Genomic DNA, 19,843 nt, shown 5'->3' with positions numbered 1-19,843 from the left:
GCAAGATGGCGGCATGACATCACCTGCAGCAGTCATCGTGGATACCGCCGCCTACGCACAGGCCGTGGAGGACGCCGTGAAGGCCTCGGCCGCCTACTACTCGGGCGGCACCTCGGTGCTGGACGACGAGAGTTACGACCGGCTGGTGCGCGGTATCGCCGCCTGGGAGGCCGATCATCCCGACGAAGTGGTGCCCGACTCGCCGACCGGGAAGGTCGCCGGCGGCGCCGTGGAGGGGGACGTGCCGCACACCGTGGCGATGCTGAGCCTGGACAACGTCTTCTCGCCCGAGGAGTTCAGCGCCTGGACCGCCTCGCTGGCCCGGCGGATCGGCCACGATGTCACCCGGTTCAGTGTCGAACCCAAGCTCGACGGCCTCGCGATCGCCGCCCGCTACAGTCACGGCCGCCTCACGAGACTGATCACGCGCGGCGACGGGACGGCCGGGGAGGACGTCTCGCATGCGATCGGCACCATAGAGGGACTGCCGGAGGAGTTGGCCGAGCCCGTCACCGTGGAGGTGCGCGGCGAGGTCCTGATGACCACCGCCCAGTTCGAGCACGCCAACGAGGTGCGCACCGGGCACGGCGGGCAGCCGTTCGCGAACCCGCGCAACGCCGCGGCGGGCACCCTGCGCGCCAAGGAACGCGCCTACACGGTGCCGATGACATTCTTCGGCTACGGCCTGCTCCCCCTCGCCGACAGCGATACGGCACTCGCCGCACGGCTGAGCGACCTCGCGCACAGTGACCTCATGGCCCAGGCAGCCGAGCTCGGGGTGAACACCACGGCCACCACCGCCGTGCCCGGCATCACCGCCGAGACCGTCGAGCAGGTCCTGACCCGGGTCCAGGAGATCGCCGCGCTGCGCGCACAGTTGCCGTTCGGGATCGACGGGATCGTCATCAAGGCCGATCCGGCCGCCGACCAGCGGGCCGCAGGGTCGGGGTCGCGTGCGCCGCGGTGGGCGATCGCCTACAAGCTGCCGGCCGTGGAGAAGATCACGCGGCTGCTGGAGGTGGAGTGGAACGTGGGCCGCACCGGCATCATCGCCCCGCGCGCGGTCCTGGAACCTGTCGAGATCGACGGCTCCACCATCACATACGCCACCCTCCACAACCCGGCCGACATCACCCGCCGCGACCTGCGCAGGGGCGACCACGTCATGGTGTATCGCGCCGGCGATGTCATCCCCCGTATAGAAGCCCCCGTGGCCCATCTGCGCACCGGCGACGAACAGCCGATCGTCTTCCCCGAGGTGTGTCCGCGGTGCGGCTCGGGCATCGACACCAGCGAGCAGCGCTGGCGGTGCGAGAACGGCCGCAACTGCCATCTGGTGGCTTCGCTCTCCTACGCCGCCGGACGCGACCAGCTCGACATCGAAGGCCTCGGTATCACCCGGGTCGTCCAGCTCGTCGAGGCCGGGCTGGTGGCCGATCTCGCCGACCTGTTCTCCCTCACCCAGGAGCAACTCCTGAGTCTGGAGCGGATGGGCGAGACCAGCACCGACAACCTGCTCGGGGCGATCGGCGCCGCCAAGGGCAGGTCGCTGTCGCGGGTGCTGTGTGCGCTCGGTGTCCGGGGCACCGGACGGTCCATGTCCCGTCGTATCGCCCGGCATTTCGCCACCATGGACGCCATCCGCGCCGCCGACGCCACGTCCATGCAGCAGGTCGAGGGCATCGGCACGGAGAAGGCCCCGTCCATCGTGGCCGAACTCGTCGAACTCGCGCCGCTCATCGACAGACTCGTCGCGGCCGGGGTGAACATGACCGAACCCGGTGCGACTCCACCGGCCCCGGCAGGCATCGACACCGACGACCAGGAGCCCGGCGCGGAAGCTGCGAGCGGGCCGCTGGCCGGCATGACGGTGGTGGTGACCGGCGCGATGACCGGAGCGCTGGAGAAGCTCAGCCGCAACCAGATGAACGAGCTCATCGAGCGCGCCGGGGGCCGCTCCTCCTCCAGCGTCTCCAAGAAGACCACCTTGGTCGTCGCCGGAGAAGGAGCCGGATCGAAGCGCGCGAAGGCCGAAACCCTCGGCATCCGCCTGGCCGCTCCCGACGAATTCGCCACGCTCATAGCCGGCTTCCTCGGCTGACCCCCGTCGAGGGCGTGGAGGATGGTGCAAGGGGCAGCGAGGATCGTTCCGGGTCCGCCCTTAGCCGTCGGACGGCATCACCTTGGTCACCTTGCCCTGGGTGTCGGCGTCGATGTACCCGCCCGCGCCGTATTCGTCGCTCAGATAGACGGCCATGCCCGCGGGCTCGTCGAAGATGTTGTTCGGCTGCCGCACCACCAGGTAGCGGCTCGTCGGCTTCTCGACCTTCAGCTCGTTCTCCGCGCGCTTGAGCAGGGCGGGAACGGCGTCCCAGTTGAAGTTCTCCAGGCTCACGGGCTCGTCTCCCCCGGACAACGTGCCCTTGATGATGCCCTTCTCCACACCGCGGCCGACGTAGTAGGTGTATGTGTCGTACTTGGTCCTGCTGCCCTTGACCATCACTTCGGTCGAGACATACTCCGGATAGACGGTGAAGTCACCGAAGCTGTCCCTTCCTGTCTCCTCCTCGATGGCCTTGATCGCGGTCCTGATGCCGTCGGGAGTGAGCAGATTGGTGGTGTTCGAGGAGGTCCCGCCCGTCGACGCCCTCTCCGTGGGCGCCGTCGGCGTGGTCTCCTTCGGCGTGGACCCGCCCTTCCGGGTTGTCGTCGCAGCGCTGGGTGACGCCGACTTCTTCGCGTCGTTGCCGTCCGGCAGTGCGATCCACGTGAGCGTCCCCACCAGCACCACGCCCACGGTGGAGGAGGCGACCGCGACACGGCGCGAACGCTTCGGCCGCTGACCGCTCCTGTCGGTCTGGATGGCGTTGGTGGTCAACTGCCACGCCGGTGGGGGCGGTTGGTGGGGTGGTGGAGCGTCCTGCGGTCCCCATGTCCCTGGTGCCGCGGAGGGATGAGGGGTGTACGGCGATGCTGGGTACCCGGTCCCGCCGGTCATCGAGTTCGGCGCGGTGGGCCACGCGGGGGGCACGAGCGGGTAGGGCGTGGGCTGCTGGTGGTCCCCGGCCTGGGCCGCGGCGGCCAGCATCCGGTCGAGAGTCGCTGCGTCCGGCCGCGCCGCGGGGTCACGGACCAGCACCTGGGAGATGACCGGCGTCAACGATCCGGCCCGTACGGGTGGCGGTACGGGGTCATTGAGTACGGCGGCCAGCGTGGCCAGTGTCGTACCGCGCTGCAGCGGATGGTGGCCCTCGACGGCCACGTACATCATCATCGCCAGCGACCACAGGTCCGCGGCGGGTCCGCCGCCGTCGCCCGAGATGCGCTCCGGGGCCATGTAGTCCGGGGTGCCGATGATCGACCCGGTGGCGGTCAGGGTGGTGGACTCACGGATCGCGGCGATGCCGAAGTCCGTGAGCACCGGACGGCCGTCGGTGCGCAGCAGGACGTTGGCGGGTTTCACGTCACGGTGCTGGACGCCGACCTCGTGCGCCGCACGCAGGGCGTCGAGCACGCCGCGTCCGATCCGGGCGGCCTCCGCGGGGGCCATCGGTCCACGGGCCAACCGGTCGGCGAGTGAACCGCCCTCGACCAGTTCCATGACGAGCCACGGGTAGGTGCCTTCGCCGCCGTCGACGATGTGATGGATCGTCACCACGTTCGGATGCTCGACCCGGGCCAGCGCGCGGGCCTCGCGCAGGACCCGCTCGCGCAGCATCCTCGCCTTCGCGGGGTCGTGCTCGGCGAGGTCCACGTCCGGCGGCCGGACCTCCTTGATCGCCACACTCCGGTGCAGCAGCAGATCGCGGGCGCGCCACACCGTGCCCATGCCACCCCCGCCGAGCCGTGACTCCAGCTCGAAGCGCCCGTCGATGACCCGTCTGCCGGTCTCCCCCTCGTTCATGCGGAGGAGCATATGTGACGCCTGTGGTTGCGGTACGTCTGCCTCGATGGTCCGACACTTCCGACACCGCATACGATGAGGCGGCTCTGCAGCGGCTTGCCGCCCGGCCGCTGGGGTGGGTGCATGAGGGGGAACATGAGCGGGACGTCGAGAGGGGCTCAGCCCCCTGGGCCGATGCAGCCGATGCAGATCTCGTCGTGGCAGCAGGCCGAGCTCAACGCGGCCCGCTGGATGCGCCACTGGGGCTATGCCGATGCCACCGCCCGCCCCGGCGGCCCGGACTCCGGCGTCGACGTCCGTGCCGCCGGTGCGCTGGGACAGGTCAAGTACCAGGCGGCCCAGGTCGGTCGTCCGGAACTGCAGCGCTTCGTGGGAGCACGTCCCCGCGGGTCGAACGCGCAGCTGATCTTCTTCACGGGGAGCGACTACGCGCCGACGGCAGTGGCCTACGCCGAGGAGTGGAGCATCGCGCTCTTCAAGTATGGCCTGGACGGCATGATGACGCCGGTCAACGCCCCGGCCCGCCGTATCAGCCGCCCCTCCCCGTCGACTTCGCCCTCGCCTTCCCCGTCTCCCTCCGCGGCTGCCGCCGCGTCCGACGCGTCAGGTGAGTCGTTCTGGAAGCGGAACTGGCGCGTGGTCGCCGGGGTCAGTCTGCTCCTGGCACCGTTCGGCTCGATCGGGGACGAGAAGACCTACACGGGCCCGCTCGCCCTGGACGTCCTGAAGTTCATCGGCATCCTCCTGGCCTGCTGGCTGGTCGGCACATTCCTCCTCGCCACACGGTTCGGCTTCCGGACCGGCCCGATCGGCAGTGGCTCCGCGGCCCGCGCGGACCGCGGCCGGACCCGCCCTGCCGCCCCGGCCCCCACGCCTGCCTCTGACTCACCGGACGCTCTCGTGTCCGAGGCCGCGCGTCTGCTCCGCTCCGGCCGCAGACAGCACCAGGTGGACGCCGTGCTCCGCGAGCGCGGAGTGACCTTCATGGCGCGAGGCCGGATCCTCAACGAGGCCAAAAGCCTCAACAAGCGCACCCGCGACGCACGGCCGCACGGCCGCGCACCGCGACGGTGAATCACAGGCCCTCAGGGGGCGCCCCCAGTGTCTCCAACAACCGGTCCACATCCTCGACGCAGTTGTACGGCGCCAGTCCGATCCGGACGCCGCCCACCTCCCCGAGTCCCAGCCGGCGCGCGGCCTCCGCGGCGTAGAACGTTCCGGCCGGGGCGTCGACGCCCTGGTCTGCCAGGTGCTTCGACACGGCTGCCGAATCGCGGCCGGCGAGGGTCAGCAGCAGGGTCGGGGTACGCCGTACGGCCCTTGAGTACACGGTGATTCCGCCGATGTCCGCGAGACCGCGCTCGATACGGCCGCGCAGGACGTCCTCGTGCGAGGCGATCGCCCTGAAGGCCGCGAGCAGACGTTCACGGCGGGTGCCCGACGCCTCCGGTGCCAGGGCGGCGAGGAAGTCCACGGCCGCACGCGCACCGGCCAGCAGTTCGTACGGCAGCGTGCCGAGTTCGAAGCGTTCGGGGACGACATCGGTGGAGGGCGCGAGCTTGTCGGGGTGAAGCGTCTCCAGCAGGTCCGGGCTGCTCGCCAGGACACCGAGGTGCGGGCCGAGGAACTTGTACGGCGAGCAGACCAGGGTGTCCGCGCCCAGCGCGGTCAGATCGACGGCGGCGTGCGAGGCGTAGTGCACCGCGTCCACATGGAACAGGGCTCCGGCCTCGTGGGCCAGGGCGGCGATGGCCGGGATGTCGGGGCGGGTGCCGATGAGGTTGGACGCGGCGGTGACCGCGACCAGGCGGGTGCGCGGTGACAGTACGGCTTCGATGTGTTCGGGGTGCAGTTCGCCGGTCGCCGGATCGAAGTCGGCCCAGCGGACGGTGGCGCCGACCGCTTCGGCCGCCTGGATCCAGGGGCGGATGTTGGCGTCGTGGTCGAGGCGGCTGACGACCACCTCGTCGCCCGCGCTCCAGGTCTTGGCGAGTGTGCGGGACAGGTCGTAGATGAGCTGGGTCGCACTGCGGCCGAACACGATGCCGCGGGGCTGCGCACCCAGCAGGTCGGCCAGGGCTGCGCGGGCGGCGGTGACGATGCTCTCCGCGTTGCGCTCGCCCTCGGTGGTGAGTCCCCGGTTGGCGAGCGGGTTGGCCAGTGCGTCGGCCATGGCGTCGATGACCGGTTGCGGGGTCTGGGTGCCGCCGGGCGCGTCGAAGCGGGCGGTGCCGGACTTCAGGGCGGGGATCTGCGCGCGGACGGCGTCGACGTCGTAGGCCATGCGTACTCCTGGGACGACAGGCACGGGACCGGTGACCGGCCCGGCGGCCGCTCCGGGTGGGCGGCAGCCGTTCTTCCATCCTCGTACAGCGCCCGCGCAACGCCGTGGCCGGCCGGGCTCCTGTCGGGAGCCCGGCCGGCGATCAGTCGGAGGCGCCTCGGCGGGTGCCGATGACGAACGTGTCGGTGTGGCCGTCGCTCCACTGGATGTCCAGGATGTTGCTGGAGCAGGTCTTGTAGCCGGTGTACCCGTAACGGGCCTCCGGTAGTTCACGGGAGGCGGAACGCGACCGTCAGGCGTGCCCGTCCCGGCCGCACGGTGAGCAGGCGAGCGGGACATCCGGGTCCGGCGTGACGGGATGGGAACCGCCGCGACGGGCCACGGGCTCCTGTCCGGGGGTGGCCGCATGGGGAATGGCATGTTCGGTGGTGGCCGGTTTACGGAGCAGGAGCAGCGCAGCGTCGTCGTGCAGCCGGCCGCCCACATGCGCCAGGAGTTCGTCGTGCAGGGCGGCGAGGGTGCGTTCCGGCTCGTCGGACACATGGCGGGCCAGGCCGTCGGCGAGCGGGTAGAACTCGCGGCCGTGGTTACGGGCCTCGGTGACCCCGTCGGTGTAGAGCAGCAGCTGGTCCCCTTCGGTGAAGGGCACCACCTGGAGGCAGGGGCTCTCGCCGGTCAGGGCACGCAGCCCGAGCGGCGGGGCCGGACGGATGGGCTCCAGGGCCTCGACGCCTCCGGAATCACGCACCAGCAGCGGCGGCGCGTGTCCGCAGTTGACGACCTCCAGATGCCCCGAGTGCGGGTATCCGGCGACGACAGCGGTGACGAAGTCGTCGTGTCCGAGGTTGCGCGCCAGGCTGCGCTCGATCCGGCTGACGACCTGGAGGAGGTCGGGCTCGTCGTAGGCGGCCTCGCGGAAGACACCGAGGACGAGTGCGGCGGTGCTCACGGCCGGCAGCCCCTTGCCCCGCACATCGCCCACGATCAGCCTGACGCCGTACGGAGTCGGCACGAGCGCGTAGAGATCGCCTCCGATACGGGCCTCCGCGGCCGCCGCGCTGTAGCGGACGGCCACATGGAACGGGCCGACCGTCGCCGGTACGGGCTTGAGCAGCGCGTGCTGGGCGGCCTCCGCGACCGAGCGGACGGCTGCGAGAACCCGCTCCCGGCGTCCACGTACGGCGCTGGCGAGGCCACTCGCCAGGGTGACGGACACCAGGGCGGTCAGGACGGCCGCCAGCTCACGGTCCGGAACACCGTCCCGGGTGCCGAGCGTCGCGCCCAGCACGGCGGCGAGGAGACCCACGCAGAGGACCCCGCGCGGCCCGCTGGTGGTGGCGGCCAGCGCGGGCCCGGCCGCGAGCAGCGGCAGCCAGATCATCCCCGCTCCGCCGACAAGATCCACGAGTGCGATGACGGAGACGACCAGCACGGGCAGTACGGGCGTACCGGCGGCGAGCTGTGCGGCGACGCGTTTCAGGGCTGCCGCCCCGGGTCCGGCGAGTCGGTTCCTGAAGGGCCGCGGCGGCCGGGGACCGCCACGATGCTCTCGGGCCTGGCTCATGTTGTCGTCCGAAGTCCTCACCTGTGCGTGGGTGCATACCCGACCTGTGCGTTCCCTTCAGGAAACGGGTTCGGTCCGGACGCCACAAGGAGTGGATTTTCAGATAGTGAGCGACAGGCTCCTGGTCACGCGGCTCGCCGTCGGGATCAGCCGGGCCCGGATCTCCTCGATCCGGGACAGCCTGTCCGCGGGGAGCGAGACACCGAGCGAGCCGAGCGTGGCCCCGCGGTAGACGGGCACCGCGACGCAGACCGTGCCGAGGGAGTACTCCTCCAGGTCCGTGACGGCCGGCGCCACCGGCGAGGCGTCGATCTGTCGCAGCAGTACCGGGGTGCTGGTGATGGTCCTCGGCGTGAGATCGGCGAGGGCGTGCCGGGAGAGATAGTCGTTGCGGGCGTCCTCGTCCAGTTCTCGCAGGACGGACTTCCCCAGCGCCGTGGCGTGCCCCGCGTCCTCGAAGCCCACCCAGAGGTCGACCCGGGGCGTCCTCGGGCTGTCGACGATCTCGGCGACCCTGATCTCGCCCTCCTCGTAGAAGGTGAGGTAGGCGGCGGTCGCGAGTTCGTCGCGCAGGGCGGCGAGCGTGGGCCGCACCCGGCTGAGCGTCGTCTGTCCTCGGCCCGTGTCGTTCAGGGTCTGCACTTTGTCGCCCAGGACGAAGCCGCCGTCGTCCAGCTTGCGCAGGTAGCCGTCGTGGACGAGCGTCCGCAGCAGGTGGTAGGCCGTGGCCAGGGGCAGATCGGTCTCACGCGCCAGCTGCTTCGCCGGCGCGCCGTTCACATGCGAGCCCACCGCCTCCAGCAGCCGGAAGGCCCGCTGCACGGACGTGATGAGCGTAGGGCCGTCCTGTGCACCCATACGCCCAGCCTGCGCCAGGCACAGGGGACAGGCAAGGCACCTGCGGCGACACGTGACAGCCGCAGGGATCAGGGGGTCGGGATGCCGGCCGGGCGGGCGGGGCGGCCGAAGCGCGCCGGCACCCCGGACGAGTACAGGACGCTCACCGGCTCTCCCACCGGTTCGGGAAGACCGGCCGCGGCCACCAGATCCTGGTCGCACTTGAGCAGTTCGGCACGGCACAGGGGCCAGCGCGGGTGGGCGTTGGGCAGGTACATCGGCCGGCCGAAGAAGGCGCCGTGCATGCCCCAGCGCGCGGTCAGGAAATGCTCCAACTCGGTCGGTTCCTCGATGGGTTCGCCCACGCGGACGGTGATGCCGCTGCGGGCGCCGCGCGGGCCGGGCCACCGCCGCGAGCTGGTGTAGGTGACCATGTCGCCGTCGTGGCGGACGGCCATGCGCGACCACAGGTACGGCATCCCGAAGCCGAGCCGCCCGACCGCCACCGGCAGCAGACGGGACGCGTCGAGCGAGCAGAACACGACACCGCGCCGCCCGTGGGCGTCCACCGAGTAGAGGCGGACATTGGTCTCGGGGAAGCTGCCGAGGTAGGGGACGCCCGGGAGGCGGAGCCACCCGACGCGATGCATCCGGAACGCGACCAGGCCGACGTAGGTGACGCCGTCCAGGGTGTCGGGCACCGTCCCGGGCGGCAGCGCGTGGGCCACGTCCGCCGGATCCGCGGCCCAGTGCAGGAAGGTCAGGTCGAGCCAGGACTGGGTGAGCAGGGGGCGTCCGATCGTCTGAGGGGCATCGGGCATGATGTCCTCCGGCAGCACCGGGGGGTGTGGGTCCGTTGGCGGCGTCATCGCGTCAGTATGTCCGTCACGTCCCGTACACACGGGCGCGGTGCAACCAAAGTGGCCGAAACTGTGTCTCTGGTCGCGTGGCCTGAAGCTTTTCACGGCCATGGAGGCTCCGCCCTGGGGGGTTATGGATGAACACATGGGCAGTGCCCGGGTACACCGAGTCGCTGGAGCTCGGCTCCGGGGCGAGCGGGCGCGTCGTGCTGGCCGTGCACGAGGACACCGGCGTCGAGGTCGCGGTGAAGTACCTCAGCGAGTCGCTGCACACCCGCCCGGGATTCGTGCACGACTTCCGCGCGGAGGCACGGCTGCTCGGCGGCCTGGACAGCCCGTACGTCACCGGGTTGTACGAGTACGTCGAGAGCCCCGAGGGTGCCGCCATCGTGATGGAGCTGGTGGACGGTGTCTCACTGCGGTCCCTGCTGGCCGGGCAGGGTCCGCTGGACCCCGAGGCCGCGCTGGCGATCCTCAAGGGCTCGCTGCTCGGGCTGGCCGACGCGCACCGGATCGGCGTCGTCCACCGCGACTACAAGCCCGAGAACGTCCTGGTCATGCCGGACGGCGCGTCGAAGCTCGTCGACTTCGGTATCGCCGTGTCGGCCGGTGACAGCGCGAGCGTGGCCGGAACACCGTCCTACATGGCCCCGGAGCAGTGGACCGGTGCGCCCGCCTCCCCCGCGGGCGACGTGTACGCGGCCACGGCCACCTTCTTCGAGTGCCTGACCGGCCGGAAGCCGTACACGGGCGGCAACTTCGCGGAACTCGCGCTGCAGCACGTCGACGCGCCCGTCCCCGCCGACGAGGTCCCGGAGGCGGTACGGTCCCTGGTCCGCCGTGGCCTGGCCAAGTCGCCGGAGCAACGGCCATTGCACGCCGAGGAGTTCGTCACCGAGCTGGAGGCGGCTGCCGTCGCCTCCTACGGTCCCGACTGGGAGGACCGCGGTCGCGCCAGGCTCGCCGCGCTCGTGGCCCTGCTGGCGCTGCTGCTCCCCTCGGCCCGTACCGGCCGCTCGGAGACCGCCACCGACACCGCACGCACCGTCCTGCGCCAGGGACGGGGCCGCGCGCCCGCACACGCCTGGCGGCCCACCGGCCCGGGACTGCTCGTGTCCGCCGCCGCCGCGATCCTCGCGATCCTTCTGGCGTACGGCACACCGCAGAACAGCAACGCCGCCGGCGAGCAGGCCGCCGAAGCGCTCGCCACGACCAGCGCACAGCCGGGAGTGGAGTCGGGACCCGCCACGGCCACCCCTTCCACCGACCCGTCCGCGTCCTCGACGTCCAGCGAATCGCCCAGCTCCTCGCCGTCCGAGTCCGCGTCCTCGGCTTCCGACGACCCGTCAGCCTCGGCGTCGGCGTCTGCCTCGGACACGGCGGAGGAGACGACGCCGCCCGGCGGAGCGACGGCCACGCCCACCGAGACGACCGAATCCCCGACCGCCCCCACCGGGCCCGTTGCGCCGGCGGTCAAGGACGTCGCCGTGTCCGACTTCCGTCAGACGGGCCCGTCCACGGGCACGACGACCATCACGGTCACCACGGACGGCCCCGGGCCGGTCTCGATCACCGTGACCTGGTACACGGGCAACACGAGCGGGCAGCTCGGCACCCCGGACGGCGCGCCCCAGACGTTCGCCCGCAGCGGCGCCAAGCAGTACACGCTCACGCTCGACCACACATTCCTCGGCAACGGCTGCTACTGGGCCGTGCAGGCCACGACGACCCCCGCTTCTGCCGACGGCGGCGCGTCGCAGCAGCTCCTGACGAGGCGGTGCACCATCCGATGACCACGGCCGACGACCGCACTCCCGCGCCCGGCAGCGACATCCCGCCCGCGGGCCACGCCGACGACCCCGAGTACAGCGCCACCGTGCTCGCCAGCCACTGGTTCCAACGACCCGAGCCGGACACCACTCTGGTCGAGGACCGCACCGTCCAGCTGCCACCCGGCCAGGAGACGCCGCCCGATCGCGTCGAGGGCACCGTGCTGCGCTTCGGCCCGGGTGTGACCGCCGCCCTCGCGCACCGCTCCCACACGACGCTGCCCAAGCTGACGGTGCCCGCACCGCGCCCGCGACGAGGACTGCGCCGTCATGCGCTGCCGGCGCTCGTGCTGATCGTGGTCATCGCGTTCCTGGCCTGGCACCGCTCCACCACTGCCCTCGGCCTGGAGGCGGTCACGGTCACGACCCGCCAGACGACCGTGGAATGCGACGGCACCGCGGACATCGTCGGACTGCTCACCACCAACGGACGGCCGGGCACCGTCTCCTACCGCTGGGTGCGCAGCGACGGCACGACCTCGGACGTCCTGCGCGAGGTGACCCCACAGGGCCGCAAGCAGGCACGGGTGCATCTGCTGTGGACGTTCCAGGGTGAGGGCCGCTACCGGGCCCAGGCGGAGCTGCACATCCTCTCCCCCACCCGCGACACGGCCACCATCCAGTTCACCTACGACTGTTTCTGACGACCGGAGCCAGCCTAGTTGCCCGAGCCGCTCTGCCGCAGAGCCTCGTTCAGCTCCGTCTCGATCTCCTGTCGCGGACGGCTCTGTTCCCTCGCGTACTCGGCCACCGCGGAGCGCGCGTCCCGGTCGAGGTCGCGCCAGGCCCGCAATGCGGTCTCGTAGGTCTCGGTCTCCTGCGCGGTCCAGGTGTGCTGGGTGGGCGGCCCGTAGGAGTTCCGCAGTTCATCCACCCGGTTGTGCGCCTGACGTGCTGCGCGCTGCTTCTCGACAAGCTCGGCGAATGTATGTGCCACGCGTAACGATCATAGGCACCATGGCTGCCTTCCGCGCGTCGAGCGGAACCGAACTCGCGTCCGCGCATTCGTGCATGCGCCCGACCGGCGTTCACGGTTTGTGAAACAATCCACCATGCTCTTCGAAGGATTACTTTGGTGATCGACAGAGACAGCGGCGCTGCCTATGGGCGCATGCCGATCGATCGCACGGGTCAGGCCGAGGCCTTCGACGCCATCGGCGACCGCTATGACGAGGCCTTTCCGCACAAGGAGGGCCAGGTGTCCGCCGGCGACTGGCTGATCGAGACCCTGCCTCCGGGATCACGTGTGCTGGACCTCGGCTGCGGCACCGGAGTGCCGACCGCGCGCCAGCTGACCGACGCCGGCTTCGATGTGGTGGGCGTCGACCTGTCCGGCGGGATGGTGGACCTCGCCCGACAGTACGTCCCCGCCGCGACGTTCCATCAGCTGGACCTCGCCGACCTGCGCCCCGGCGGTCCCCGCGACCTGGGCCGCTTCGACGCCGTCGCGGCCTTTTTCTCCCTGCTCATGCTGCCCCGCGCGGAGATCCCCCTCGCCGTACGGACGATCCACCAGGTGCTGGCTCCCGGTGGTCTGTTCGTCCTGTCGATGGTGGAGGCCGACGTGGACGACTTCGAGATCCCGTTCCTCGGACACACGATCCGGGTCTCCGGCTATCTGCGGGAAGACCTTCGCAAGGTCGTCGAGGACGGGGGCTTCGAGATCGTCAGAGAGTTCTCGTACACCTTCGCTCCGGCGGTCGCCGACGTCCCGCCCGAGGAGCAGGTCTTCCTCTGCTGCCGACGATCCGACTGAGCAGGCACGGACGATCAACGCGGCCCGCGGCCCGCGGCCCCCGGGCCCGGCGGCCGTCCCGCCTTCGCGGACACGATCATCATCCCTCTGCACGATCCGTTATCCGTCGGGGAGGAGTAGCCCGCCTACAGACACGGGCGGGCCTCCGCGACCCGTACATCGTCGGCGAGCTGTTCCACGCGGGCGTGAAGGTGTTCGACGTAGTGCTCGGACTCCGGTTTCATCAGCACGCTGCGCAGGATCCGCGCCCCTTCGGCATCCGCGGTGATCTTGGGGTGGCGTGCGGTGAACGCCGCCCGGCCGGCTTTGAGTGTGCTCAGGAACACCGGGTCGGGGCTGCTCATGCCGTTCGCCAGGATGCGGGCGGACGTGGTGTCGATGCCGGTCAGAGTGGCCGGTTCGACCACGGGGAAGTAGCTGAGGATGTCCAGTTCGGGCCGCTGGTACAGCTCCAGGACGTCGGACGCGGTGATCAGGTCCGCCCACTGCAGCGCGGCGCGCCGGCCGGCGCCCAGGACCCGGCCGAGTCCTTCCGGGGTGGGCGCCAGGAGCTGGAAGGTGAGCCACAGGGCGGCGGCAGACGCCCCGGCACGTGAACACTCCAGGCTGATCTCCCCGAGATGCAGCTCGGCGGAGGTGAAGTAGGTGTAGGGCGAGTCATGGAGGTAGAAGCGGCCCACCTCGGGGTCGCGGAAGAGGACGGCGCCGCAGCCGTAGGGCTGGAGCCCGTGCTTGTGCGGGTCGACGACGACGGAGTCGCACCGCGCGATCGCCCGCCACGGCCCGGGCGGAAGCCCTTCCGGGCCGTCGGCGCCGGCCAACAGGGTGAAGAAGCCGCCGTAGGCCGCGTCGACGTGGACGCGGACCCCGTAGCGCTCCGCAAGAGGCAGAGCGTGGTCGACGGGGTCGACGGCGCCCAGTCCGGTGGTGCCGGTGGTGAGGACGACGGTGCCCACGTCGCCGGTGCGCAGCAGCTCTTCGAGTGCGTCCAGGTCGATGCGGCCGCGGCTGTCGGTCCGTACGGGATGGCCCTTGATGCCCAGCACACCGCACATACGGCCATGGGTGTAGTGGGCGTCCTCGCTGTAGGCGACGCCCCGTCCCGGGTGGAGCTCCCGGGCGACGAAGAGGGCTTCGAGGTTGGCGATGGTGCCGCTGGTGGTGAGGTGGCCGAGGTGGGTGTCGAAGCCGAACATCGTGGCGAGCTGCGCGACGGCCTCGCGTTCCATGCGGGCGGTGGCGGGTCCGCCGTCCAGCGCGTGGTTGTTGGGGTTGATCAGCATGGCGGTGAGGTAGCCGACCACCGCGGCGGGGTGCGGGGGCTTGAGCATCTGCCCCGCGTAGTGCGGGTGGAAGAACGGGTAGTTGTCCTTCAGCCTCCCGGTGAACTCCTCGAAGACCGCGCCGAAGCGGTCGTCGTCGACCAGGACGGACGGGTGCGGCTGGTAGGGGCCGAAGGTGTCGGCCCAGTCCTGTATCGCGTGGGTGGCTCGGCCGAGCCAGCGCTGCAGATCCATGGATCTCCCTCTCGCTCGCGGGCTGTGCGGCCATTCTAGAATTTAGTTGAGTACTCAGCAATTGACTGCTCGGCATTTGAGACGGCAGTAGGTGCCGAAGCAGTAAAGTCGACGGGTGATCCCTGAGAGCCGACAGGACGACAAAGCCATCGCACGCGCCGCCAACAGCCGCCTCGTGCACGACTTCGGGCTGCTGATCAAGTCCGCCACCCTCCTGGAACAGCGGATCGACAGCGCGCTGCGGCGGGAGTGCGGAATCAGCCACACGATGATGGAGGTCCTCATCCGTCTGTGCCGCAGGCCCGGCGAGGAGGTCTCCCAGCGTCACCTGGCCGATGACCTCACGCTCACCAGCAGCGGCACGACCCGTCTGATCGACCGCATGGAGGAGAGCGGCCTGGTACGCCGGGTGGCGTCGCCGGAGGACCGGAGAGTGGCCCTGGTGGAACCGACCGAGGACGGCCGCAGGGTGTTCCTCCGGGCCGCGGACATTCACGCCCACGTGGTGGAGAGATACTTCGTCGAGCCGCTGGCCCGGGACGACTACACGCGGCTGACCAGCGCCCTGAGCGAGATCCACAAGGCGCTGCGAGAAGACGTCACGTAGGCGTTTGAGCCGCGCCCAGCGGTGTACGCGCAGGATATGGCCCAGTCGACGCGTGAGACAGAGCGAAAGTACGAAGCCCCTTCCCCCGACGACACCTCCTGGCTGACCGAGCTCACCGGCGTGGACGGCATCGAGTCCGTCGTGGAACGGGACACCGAGGAACTGGACGCCGTGTACTACGACACGGACGACCTGCGCCTCGCCGGCACCTCGGCCACCCTGCGGCGAAGGATCGGCGGGGCCGACGCCGGCTGGCACCTCAAGCTGCCCCTGTCCGACGACAGCCGGGAGGAGGTGCAGGCCCCCCTCGGCGACGCCGTGCCGGACACCGTGCGCGACCTGGTCCTCTCCCGCACCCGTGGCACGGAACTGCGGCCGTTGGTCCGTCTCCGCACCATCCGCGGCACACGGCAGCTCGTCGGCTCCCAGGACACCGTCCTCGCCGAACTGAGCGTCGACGCGGTCCACGCGGCCTCCCTCCGCGGCGGGGCCACCTTGGCCTCCTGGACCGAGATGGAGGTGGAACTCGCCCAGGACGCCGACCCCTCGCTGCTGGACCTCGTGGACAAGACGCTGAGCAAGCACGGCATCGAGCGTGCCCACCACGCGTCCAAACTGGCCCGGGCCCTGGAGGAGACCGGGGTCGCAGCGCCCCGCCTCCCCGACAAGCGTGCCGAGAACGTCGCGCCGGGCTCTGCCGGCGAAGAGGTTCTGACGTACGTCGAGCAGCAGGTCCACCAACTTGTCGACCTCGACCCGGCCGTACGCCGCGATCTGCCCGACTCGGTGCACCAGATGCGCGTCGCGTGCCGCCGGCTGCGCAGCATCCTGCGTTCCTACCGGTCGGTGCTGGATCGCGAGGCCACCGATCCGGTCCGCGCGGAGCTCAAGTGGCTCGGCGGCGAACTCGGCGCGGAGCGCGACCACGAGGTCCTGGAGGAGCGGCTCCGTACCGGCATCCGGGGTCTGCCGCGGGAGCTGGTCCTGGGCCCCGTCACCGCCCGGCTCCAGGTCTGGCACATCACCAGGAGCTCTGAGGCGCGTCAGCGCACGCTCGACGCGCTCAACACCCCCCGATACCTGAGCCTTCTGGACTCGTTGGCCACGCTCACCGCCCGGCCCCCGCTGCGCCGCAAGGCCGCCCGCAAGCCGGAGAAGGTGATGGTCAAGGCGATTCTCAAGGAGTACGACCGACTGGCCGGCCGAGTGGCACACGCGCTGGAGCTCTCCCCCGGGCCGGAGTGCGACACAGCTCTGCATGAGGCCCGTAAGTCCGCGAAGAAGGTCCGCTACGCCACCGAGCCGGCCCGTGTCCCGCTCGGCAAATCCGCGAAGCGTCTCGGCAAGCGCGTCAAGGCCGTGCAGCAGGTCCTCGGCGACCACCAGGACAGCGTCGTGGCCCGGGGTGCCCTGCGGAACCTGGCACTTGCCGGACATACGACGGGTGAACCCGGCTTCACCTGGGGCCTGCTGTACGGCCAGGAACAGGCCGTGGCCCGCAAGCGCGAACGCGAGCTGCCGGGGGTGTGGGCCCGCGCGTCGAAGCCCAGGCTGCGCAAGGCGCTCCGCTCCTGAGGGCCGGTGTCACCTCCCCGGTCGGATCAGCGCACGTCGTCATGAGGTCCCGGCGCGAGCGCGCCCGAGTGGGTGAGCGTGCGATCGCAAGGCGCCGGAGCGCCCTCGATGGGGGTGCCCCCGCTCGGGCGCAGTCGAGAGTGGGGCGGAGCCACGCGAGCGGTTCGGCAACGCGGCATGGGGTCCCCCGCGCGAGCGAAGCCGAGCGTGGGGAGTGCGTGCCAGACGACGTGCGCCCGGCCGGGGATGTGACACGGGCTCTCGGGCCGGGCGGGCAGATGGCCTGTCGGTGCCGTCGGCTACTGTGACCCGCCTGGTTCGAGAGGGGAGCGTTCTGTGCTGGTCGGGGTGGGGAAGCCGTGGCGGCAGCTGGCCCATGTGGCCTTGCTGGCGGGGGTGCTGGCGGGCTGTGCGCAGGCGGAGAGCAAGGCGGGGACGGCGTCCGCGAGCCCGTCGGAGTCGGCGGACTCGAAGGGTGCGGAGGTGGCGGTCGCGCAGAGCGGCGGCACCGTCGGCGCCACCGGTTCGGCGTGTGAACTCCCCGTCGTCTTCGACATCGCCGAAAGCTGGAAGGCGGAGGCCATCGCCCCCGGGGCGGGCGCCGGCGGCGGGGAGGACGAACTGTCCGACGCGGTCGCCGACGCTCTCCTGCACCAAGGGCCGGTCACGGCCGCGTGCGAGGTCGACGCCAAGCCCGCGGGGAACATCGGCTACCTCCGGGTCTGGACCGGTGAGCCGGGCGACGACGAGGCCCGCACCGTACTGGAGGCCTTCGTGGCGGCCGAGGAAGGCACGAGCAAGGAGAAGTACCGGACCTTCAAGGCAGGCGACCTCACCGGTGTCGAGGTCGAGTACCTCCACACGAGCGAGCTCCTGGACGAGACCAAGATGGAGCGCGCCCTCGCTGTCATCACGGAGGAGGGTCCGGTCGTCCTGCATCTCGGCGGGATGGACACCGAGGAACACGAGGCGATGCTCCCGGCGTACGAGCTGGCGCAGCGGACCCTGCGCGTGAGCTGACCGCGCGTGACCTGAGCGCCCCGCGGGGTTCCTTGGCCGCGCGCAAAACCAGGTGCCGCGGACTCGGTGCCGTCCTTACGCTCCCGCCATGGACACCACCGGGGCCGAGCATCTGCTGAATGTCGTGGACGTCGAAGCGACGTGCTGGCCCGGCTCTCCGCCGCCTGGCCAGGTCAGCGAGATCATCGAGATCGGGCTGACCGTCGTCGACACCGCCGCTCAGGAACGCGTCGCCCGGCACCGGATCATGGTGCGGCCCGCCCGCTCCGGTGTCAGCGACTTCTGCACCGAGCTGACCGGCATCACCCCGGAGGAGGCCGAGCAGGGGGTGCCGTTCGCCGAGGCGTGCCGGCTGCTGGCGGCCGAGCACCGGGCCGGGGCTCTGCCGTGGGCCAGCTGGGGCGACTACGACCGCCACCAGTTCACCCGGCAGTGCCGGGCGACGAGAACCCCGTACCCCTTCGGCCAGTACCACACCAATGCCAAGGCCGTCTTCACCGAGGCGCACGGTCTGCGCAAGCGCCCCGGCATGGCCCAGGCCCTGCGCATCGCCGGGCTGCCGCTCGAAGGACGCCACCACCGGGGTGAGGACGACGCCTGGAACATCGGCGCCCTCGTCCTGCAACTGTCGGCTCGGGGCATGTGGCCTCGTAGCTGAGGAGTCATCGTGCCGCGTGCACCCGACTCCTCGTCCCGTCCGGGACGCGCCATGTCGCGAGTTCCCCCGAGTGCGCGCCTTGAGTGGTGGGACGGGAGGAACTGACTGACGGTCGATCACATCAGGGCCGGGTCACATCAGCTGACGAAACGGCAGCTGCCCGGCCGTGTCGGAAGGACTGTCAGATGCGCTCTGCCCGCATGCTTCTCTCGGTGGCGGCGGTATCGGCCGTCATCGCGATCGCCTCACCCGGCGCATACGCAGCCGGGGACGACTGGAGCCACGACGACTCCTCGTACAGCAAGGAGAAGGAGCACTACAAGGACAGCGGCTACGGCAAGCCGTACGGCGGTGTGCACACCGGCGGCGGTGCGCTCACGGCGGCCGGCGACGACTGGGCCGTGGCGAAGGATCCCAAGTACGACCCCGAGACCTACAAGCAGCGCGACCACGCCAAGCCGCGCGGCGGTATGCACACCGGCGGGGGCGCGCTCGCCGCGCCCGACGTGACCGCCGGCGGGCTCGCCGTCCTGGCAGTCGCCGGCACCGGCTTGTACGCCGCGCGCCGTAAGAAAACCGCCGGAAGCGTGGCCTGACCCATGCCCGACGCGATAGCGGCAGGGCCGCCACCCGCGCACTGTGTGGCGGCCCGGTCCGCATGCCGCCGCCCCCCGTCCCATCTGCTGCCGTGCCCCAGAAGACCAGAAGAAGTGATGTCCGATGGCAATGCATCCGTCCGCCCCCACCGGAGCCGAACCGGCGCCGGCCGACCCCGGAACCCGCACCAGTGTGATGATGCTGTCCGCCGTGGTCCTCTTGGTCCTGGCCGTGGGCCTGTTCGGCGGCCGCCATGACACATCGTCCGACACCGCCCGCCTGCCACCACCCGTCGGACAGGCCGCTCCGGCGGCCCCGCCCCCGCCCCCGCCCCCGGCCGCCCGCACTGCCCCCGCCGCCCCGGCGGGCAAGCACCTGCCGCGCTCGAGACCGGTACGGCTGCTCATCCCGAAGATCTCGGTCGACGCTCCCTTCACCGACCTGGTCATCGGCCCCACGGGGCAGCTCCAGCCCCCGCCCGCCAATGACACCAACCTCGTCGGCTGGCACGCCGCCGGAGCATCCCCCGGCGAGGCGGGCACAGCGATCATCGCCGGGCACGTCGACACGAAGACGTCCGCAGCCGTGTTCGTCGGACTCGCCCAACTGAAGAAGGGGGACGGCTTCTCCGTCGCACGAGCCGACCGGCACACGGCGTCCTTCGTCGTCGACAGCGTGGAGAAGTTCGACAAGGACAACTTCCCCAACGAGCGGGTCTACGGCGACACCCCCCAGGCCCAGGTCCGGCTCATCACCTGCGCGGGTTCCTACGACCGCAGCGCCAAGGACTACACGGAGAACCTGGTCGTCTTCGCCCACCTCGTCTAGGGGGTGT

The 19,843-nt window shown here is 70.9% G+C and carries 18 protein-coding genes; 11 read left to right on the top strand and 7 right to left on the bottom strand.

The genetic code is table 11. The features are described from left to right. The first annotated feature begins 13 nt into the window (after window positions 1-13). Window positions 14-2,101 carry an NAD-dependent DNA ligase LigA gene (ligA, locus tag F7R91_RS37160; RefSeq protein ID WP_150957599.1) on the top strand — a complete coding sequence of 696 codons (2,088 nt, stop codon included), beginning with the start codon at window positions 14-16 and terminating at the stop codon, window positions 2,099-2,101. 60 nt (window positions 2,102-2,161) lie between these two features. On the opposite strand, the gene F7R91_RS37155 is transcribed toward ligA, so the two are convergent. Next, window positions 2,162-3,904: a serine/threonine-protein kinase gene (locus tag F7R91_RS37155; protein WP_150957597.1), complete on the bottom strand. Its 1,743-nt coding sequence runs from the start codon at window positions 3,902-3,904 to the stop codon at window positions 2,162-2,164. Window positions 3,905-4,078: 174 nt separating this feature from the next. Between F7R91_RS37155 and F7R91_RS37150 the strand changes: the two genes are divergently transcribed. Next, a complete protein-coding gene (locus F7R91_RS37150; protein ID WP_225321006.1) occupies window positions 4,079-4,978 on the top strand; it encodes a restriction endonuclease in 900 nt (299 codons plus the stop codon). Between the two features lies 1 nt (window position 4,979). Here the strand turns inward: F7R91_RS37150 and F7R91_RS37145 are convergent, their stop codons facing one another. From F7R91_RS37145 to F7R91_RS37130, 4 genes are all read right to left on the bottom strand, one after another. Then, window positions 4,980-6,188, bottom strand: coding sequence for a cysteine desulfurase-like protein (locus tag F7R91_RS37145; protein ID WP_150957593.1), 1,209 nt, complete (start codon window positions 6,186-6,188; stop codon window positions 4,980-4,982). 292 nt (window positions 6,189-6,480) lie between these two features. Then, a complete protein-coding gene (locus tag F7R91_RS37140; RefSeq protein ID WP_191971805.1) occupies window positions 6,481-7,752 on the bottom strand; it encodes a PP2C family protein-serine/threonine phosphatase in 1,272 nt (423 codons plus the stop codon). Between the two features lie 99 nt (window positions 7,753-7,851). Beyond that, complete coding sequence (locus F7R91_RS37135; RefSeq protein ID WP_150957592.1) at window positions 7,852-8,610, bottom strand: IclR family transcriptional regulator; 759 nt, start codon at window positions 8,608-8,610, stop codon at window positions 7,852-7,854. Between the two features lie 68 nt (window positions 8,611-8,678). Beyond that, window positions 8,679-9,410, bottom strand: coding sequence for a YqjF family protein (locus F7R91_RS37130; RefSeq protein WP_225321005.1), 732 nt, complete (start codon window positions 9,408-9,410; stop codon window positions 8,679-8,681). A 176-nt stretch (window positions 9,411-9,586) separates the two neighbouring features. Between F7R91_RS37130 and F7R91_RS37125 the strand changes: the two genes are divergently transcribed. After that, window positions 9,587-11,242 (top strand): serine/threonine-protein kinase, encoded by a 1,656-nt coding sequence (locus tag F7R91_RS37125; RefSeq protein ID WP_150957588.1) that lies wholly within the window; start codon window positions 9,587-9,589, stop codon window positions 11,240-11,242. Further along, the gene (locus F7R91_RS37120; protein ID WP_225321004.1) at window positions 11,239-11,922 is read left to right on the top strand and encodes a hypothetical protein; all 684 of its coding nucleotides are present in this window, start codon (window positions 11,239-11,241) and stop codon (window positions 11,920-11,922) included. Before F7R91_RS37125 ends, F7R91_RS37120 begins: the two co-directional genes overlap by 4 nt. Window positions 11,923-11,936: 14 nt before the next feature. Here the strand turns inward: F7R91_RS37120 and F7R91_RS37115 are convergent, their stop codons facing one another. After that, window positions 11,937-12,215 (bottom strand): hypothetical protein, encoded by a 279-nt coding sequence (locus tag F7R91_RS37115; RefSeq protein ID WP_150957586.1) that lies wholly within the window; start codon window positions 12,213-12,215, stop codon window positions 11,937-11,939. Window positions 12,216-12,389: 174 nt separating this feature from the next. Here F7R91_RS37115 and F7R91_RS37110 point away from each other — a divergent pair, with 174 nt between their 5' ends. Next, window positions 12,390-13,034, top strand: a complete 645-nt coding sequence (locus tag F7R91_RS37110) for a class I SAM-dependent DNA methyltransferase (RefSeq protein WP_150957624.1) — start codon at window positions 12,390-12,392, stop codon at window positions 13,032-13,034. Window positions 13,035-13,159: 125 nt separating this feature from the next. Here F7R91_RS37110 and F7R91_RS37105 read toward each other — a convergent pair whose 3' ends face one another. Continuing rightward, the gene (locus F7R91_RS37105; RefSeq protein ID WP_150957584.1) at window positions 13,160-14,551 is read right to left on the bottom strand and encodes a pyridoxal phosphate-dependent decarboxylase family protein; all 1,392 of its coding nucleotides are present in this window, start codon (window positions 14,549-14,551) and stop codon (window positions 13,160-13,162) included. Between the two features lie 115 nt (window positions 14,552-14,666). Between F7R91_RS37105 and F7R91_RS37100 the strand changes: the two genes are divergently transcribed. The 6 genes from F7R91_RS37100 (at window position 14,667) to F7R91_RS37075 (ending at window position 19,836) form a co-directional block, all read left to right on the top strand. Continuing rightward, complete coding sequence (locus F7R91_RS37100; protein WP_150957582.1) at window positions 14,667-15,158, top strand: MarR family winged helix-turn-helix transcriptional regulator; 492 nt, start codon at window positions 14,667-14,669, stop codon at window positions 15,156-15,158. 36 nt (window positions 15,159-15,194) lie between these two features. After that, window positions 15,195-16,733 (top strand): CYTH and CHAD domain-containing protein, encoded by a 1,539-nt coding sequence (locus F7R91_RS37095; RefSeq protein ID WP_150957580.1) that lies wholly within the window; start codon window positions 15,195-15,197, stop codon window positions 16,731-16,733. 336 nt (window positions 16,734-17,069) lie between these two features. After that, window positions 17,070-17,753 (top strand): lipoprotein, encoded by a 684-nt coding sequence (locus F7R91_RS37090; protein ID WP_150957578.1) that lies wholly within the window; start codon window positions 17,070-17,072, stop codon window positions 17,751-17,753. 88 nt (window positions 17,754-17,841) lie between these two features. Further along, complete coding sequence (locus F7R91_RS37085) at window positions 17,842-18,411, top strand: 3'-5' exonuclease (RefSeq protein WP_150957576.1); 570 nt, start codon at window positions 17,842-17,844, stop codon at window positions 18,409-18,411. Between the two features lie 185 nt (window positions 18,412-18,596). Continuing rightward, on the top strand, window positions 18,597-19,007 hold the full coding sequence (locus F7R91_RS37080) for a hypothetical protein (protein WP_225321003.1): 411 nt from the start codon (window positions 18,597-18,599) through the stop codon (window positions 19,005-19,007). Window positions 19,008-19,131: 124 nt separating this feature from the next. Continuing rightward, window positions 19,132-19,836 (top strand): class F sortase, encoded by a 705-nt coding sequence (locus F7R91_RS37075; RefSeq protein ID WP_150957574.1) that lies wholly within the window; start codon window positions 19,132-19,134, stop codon window positions 19,834-19,836. Window positions 19,837-19,843 lie beyond the last annotated feature (7 nt).

This window comes from Streptomyces luteolifulvus (assembly GCF_008806595.1).
GTDB lineage: Bacteria > Actinomycetota > Actinomycetes > Streptomycetales > Streptomycetaceae > Streptomyces > Streptomyces luteolifulvus.
The sequence above is the reverse complement of the archived record's forward strand: the minus strand, read 5'-3'. Positions and strand labels throughout refer to the sequence as shown.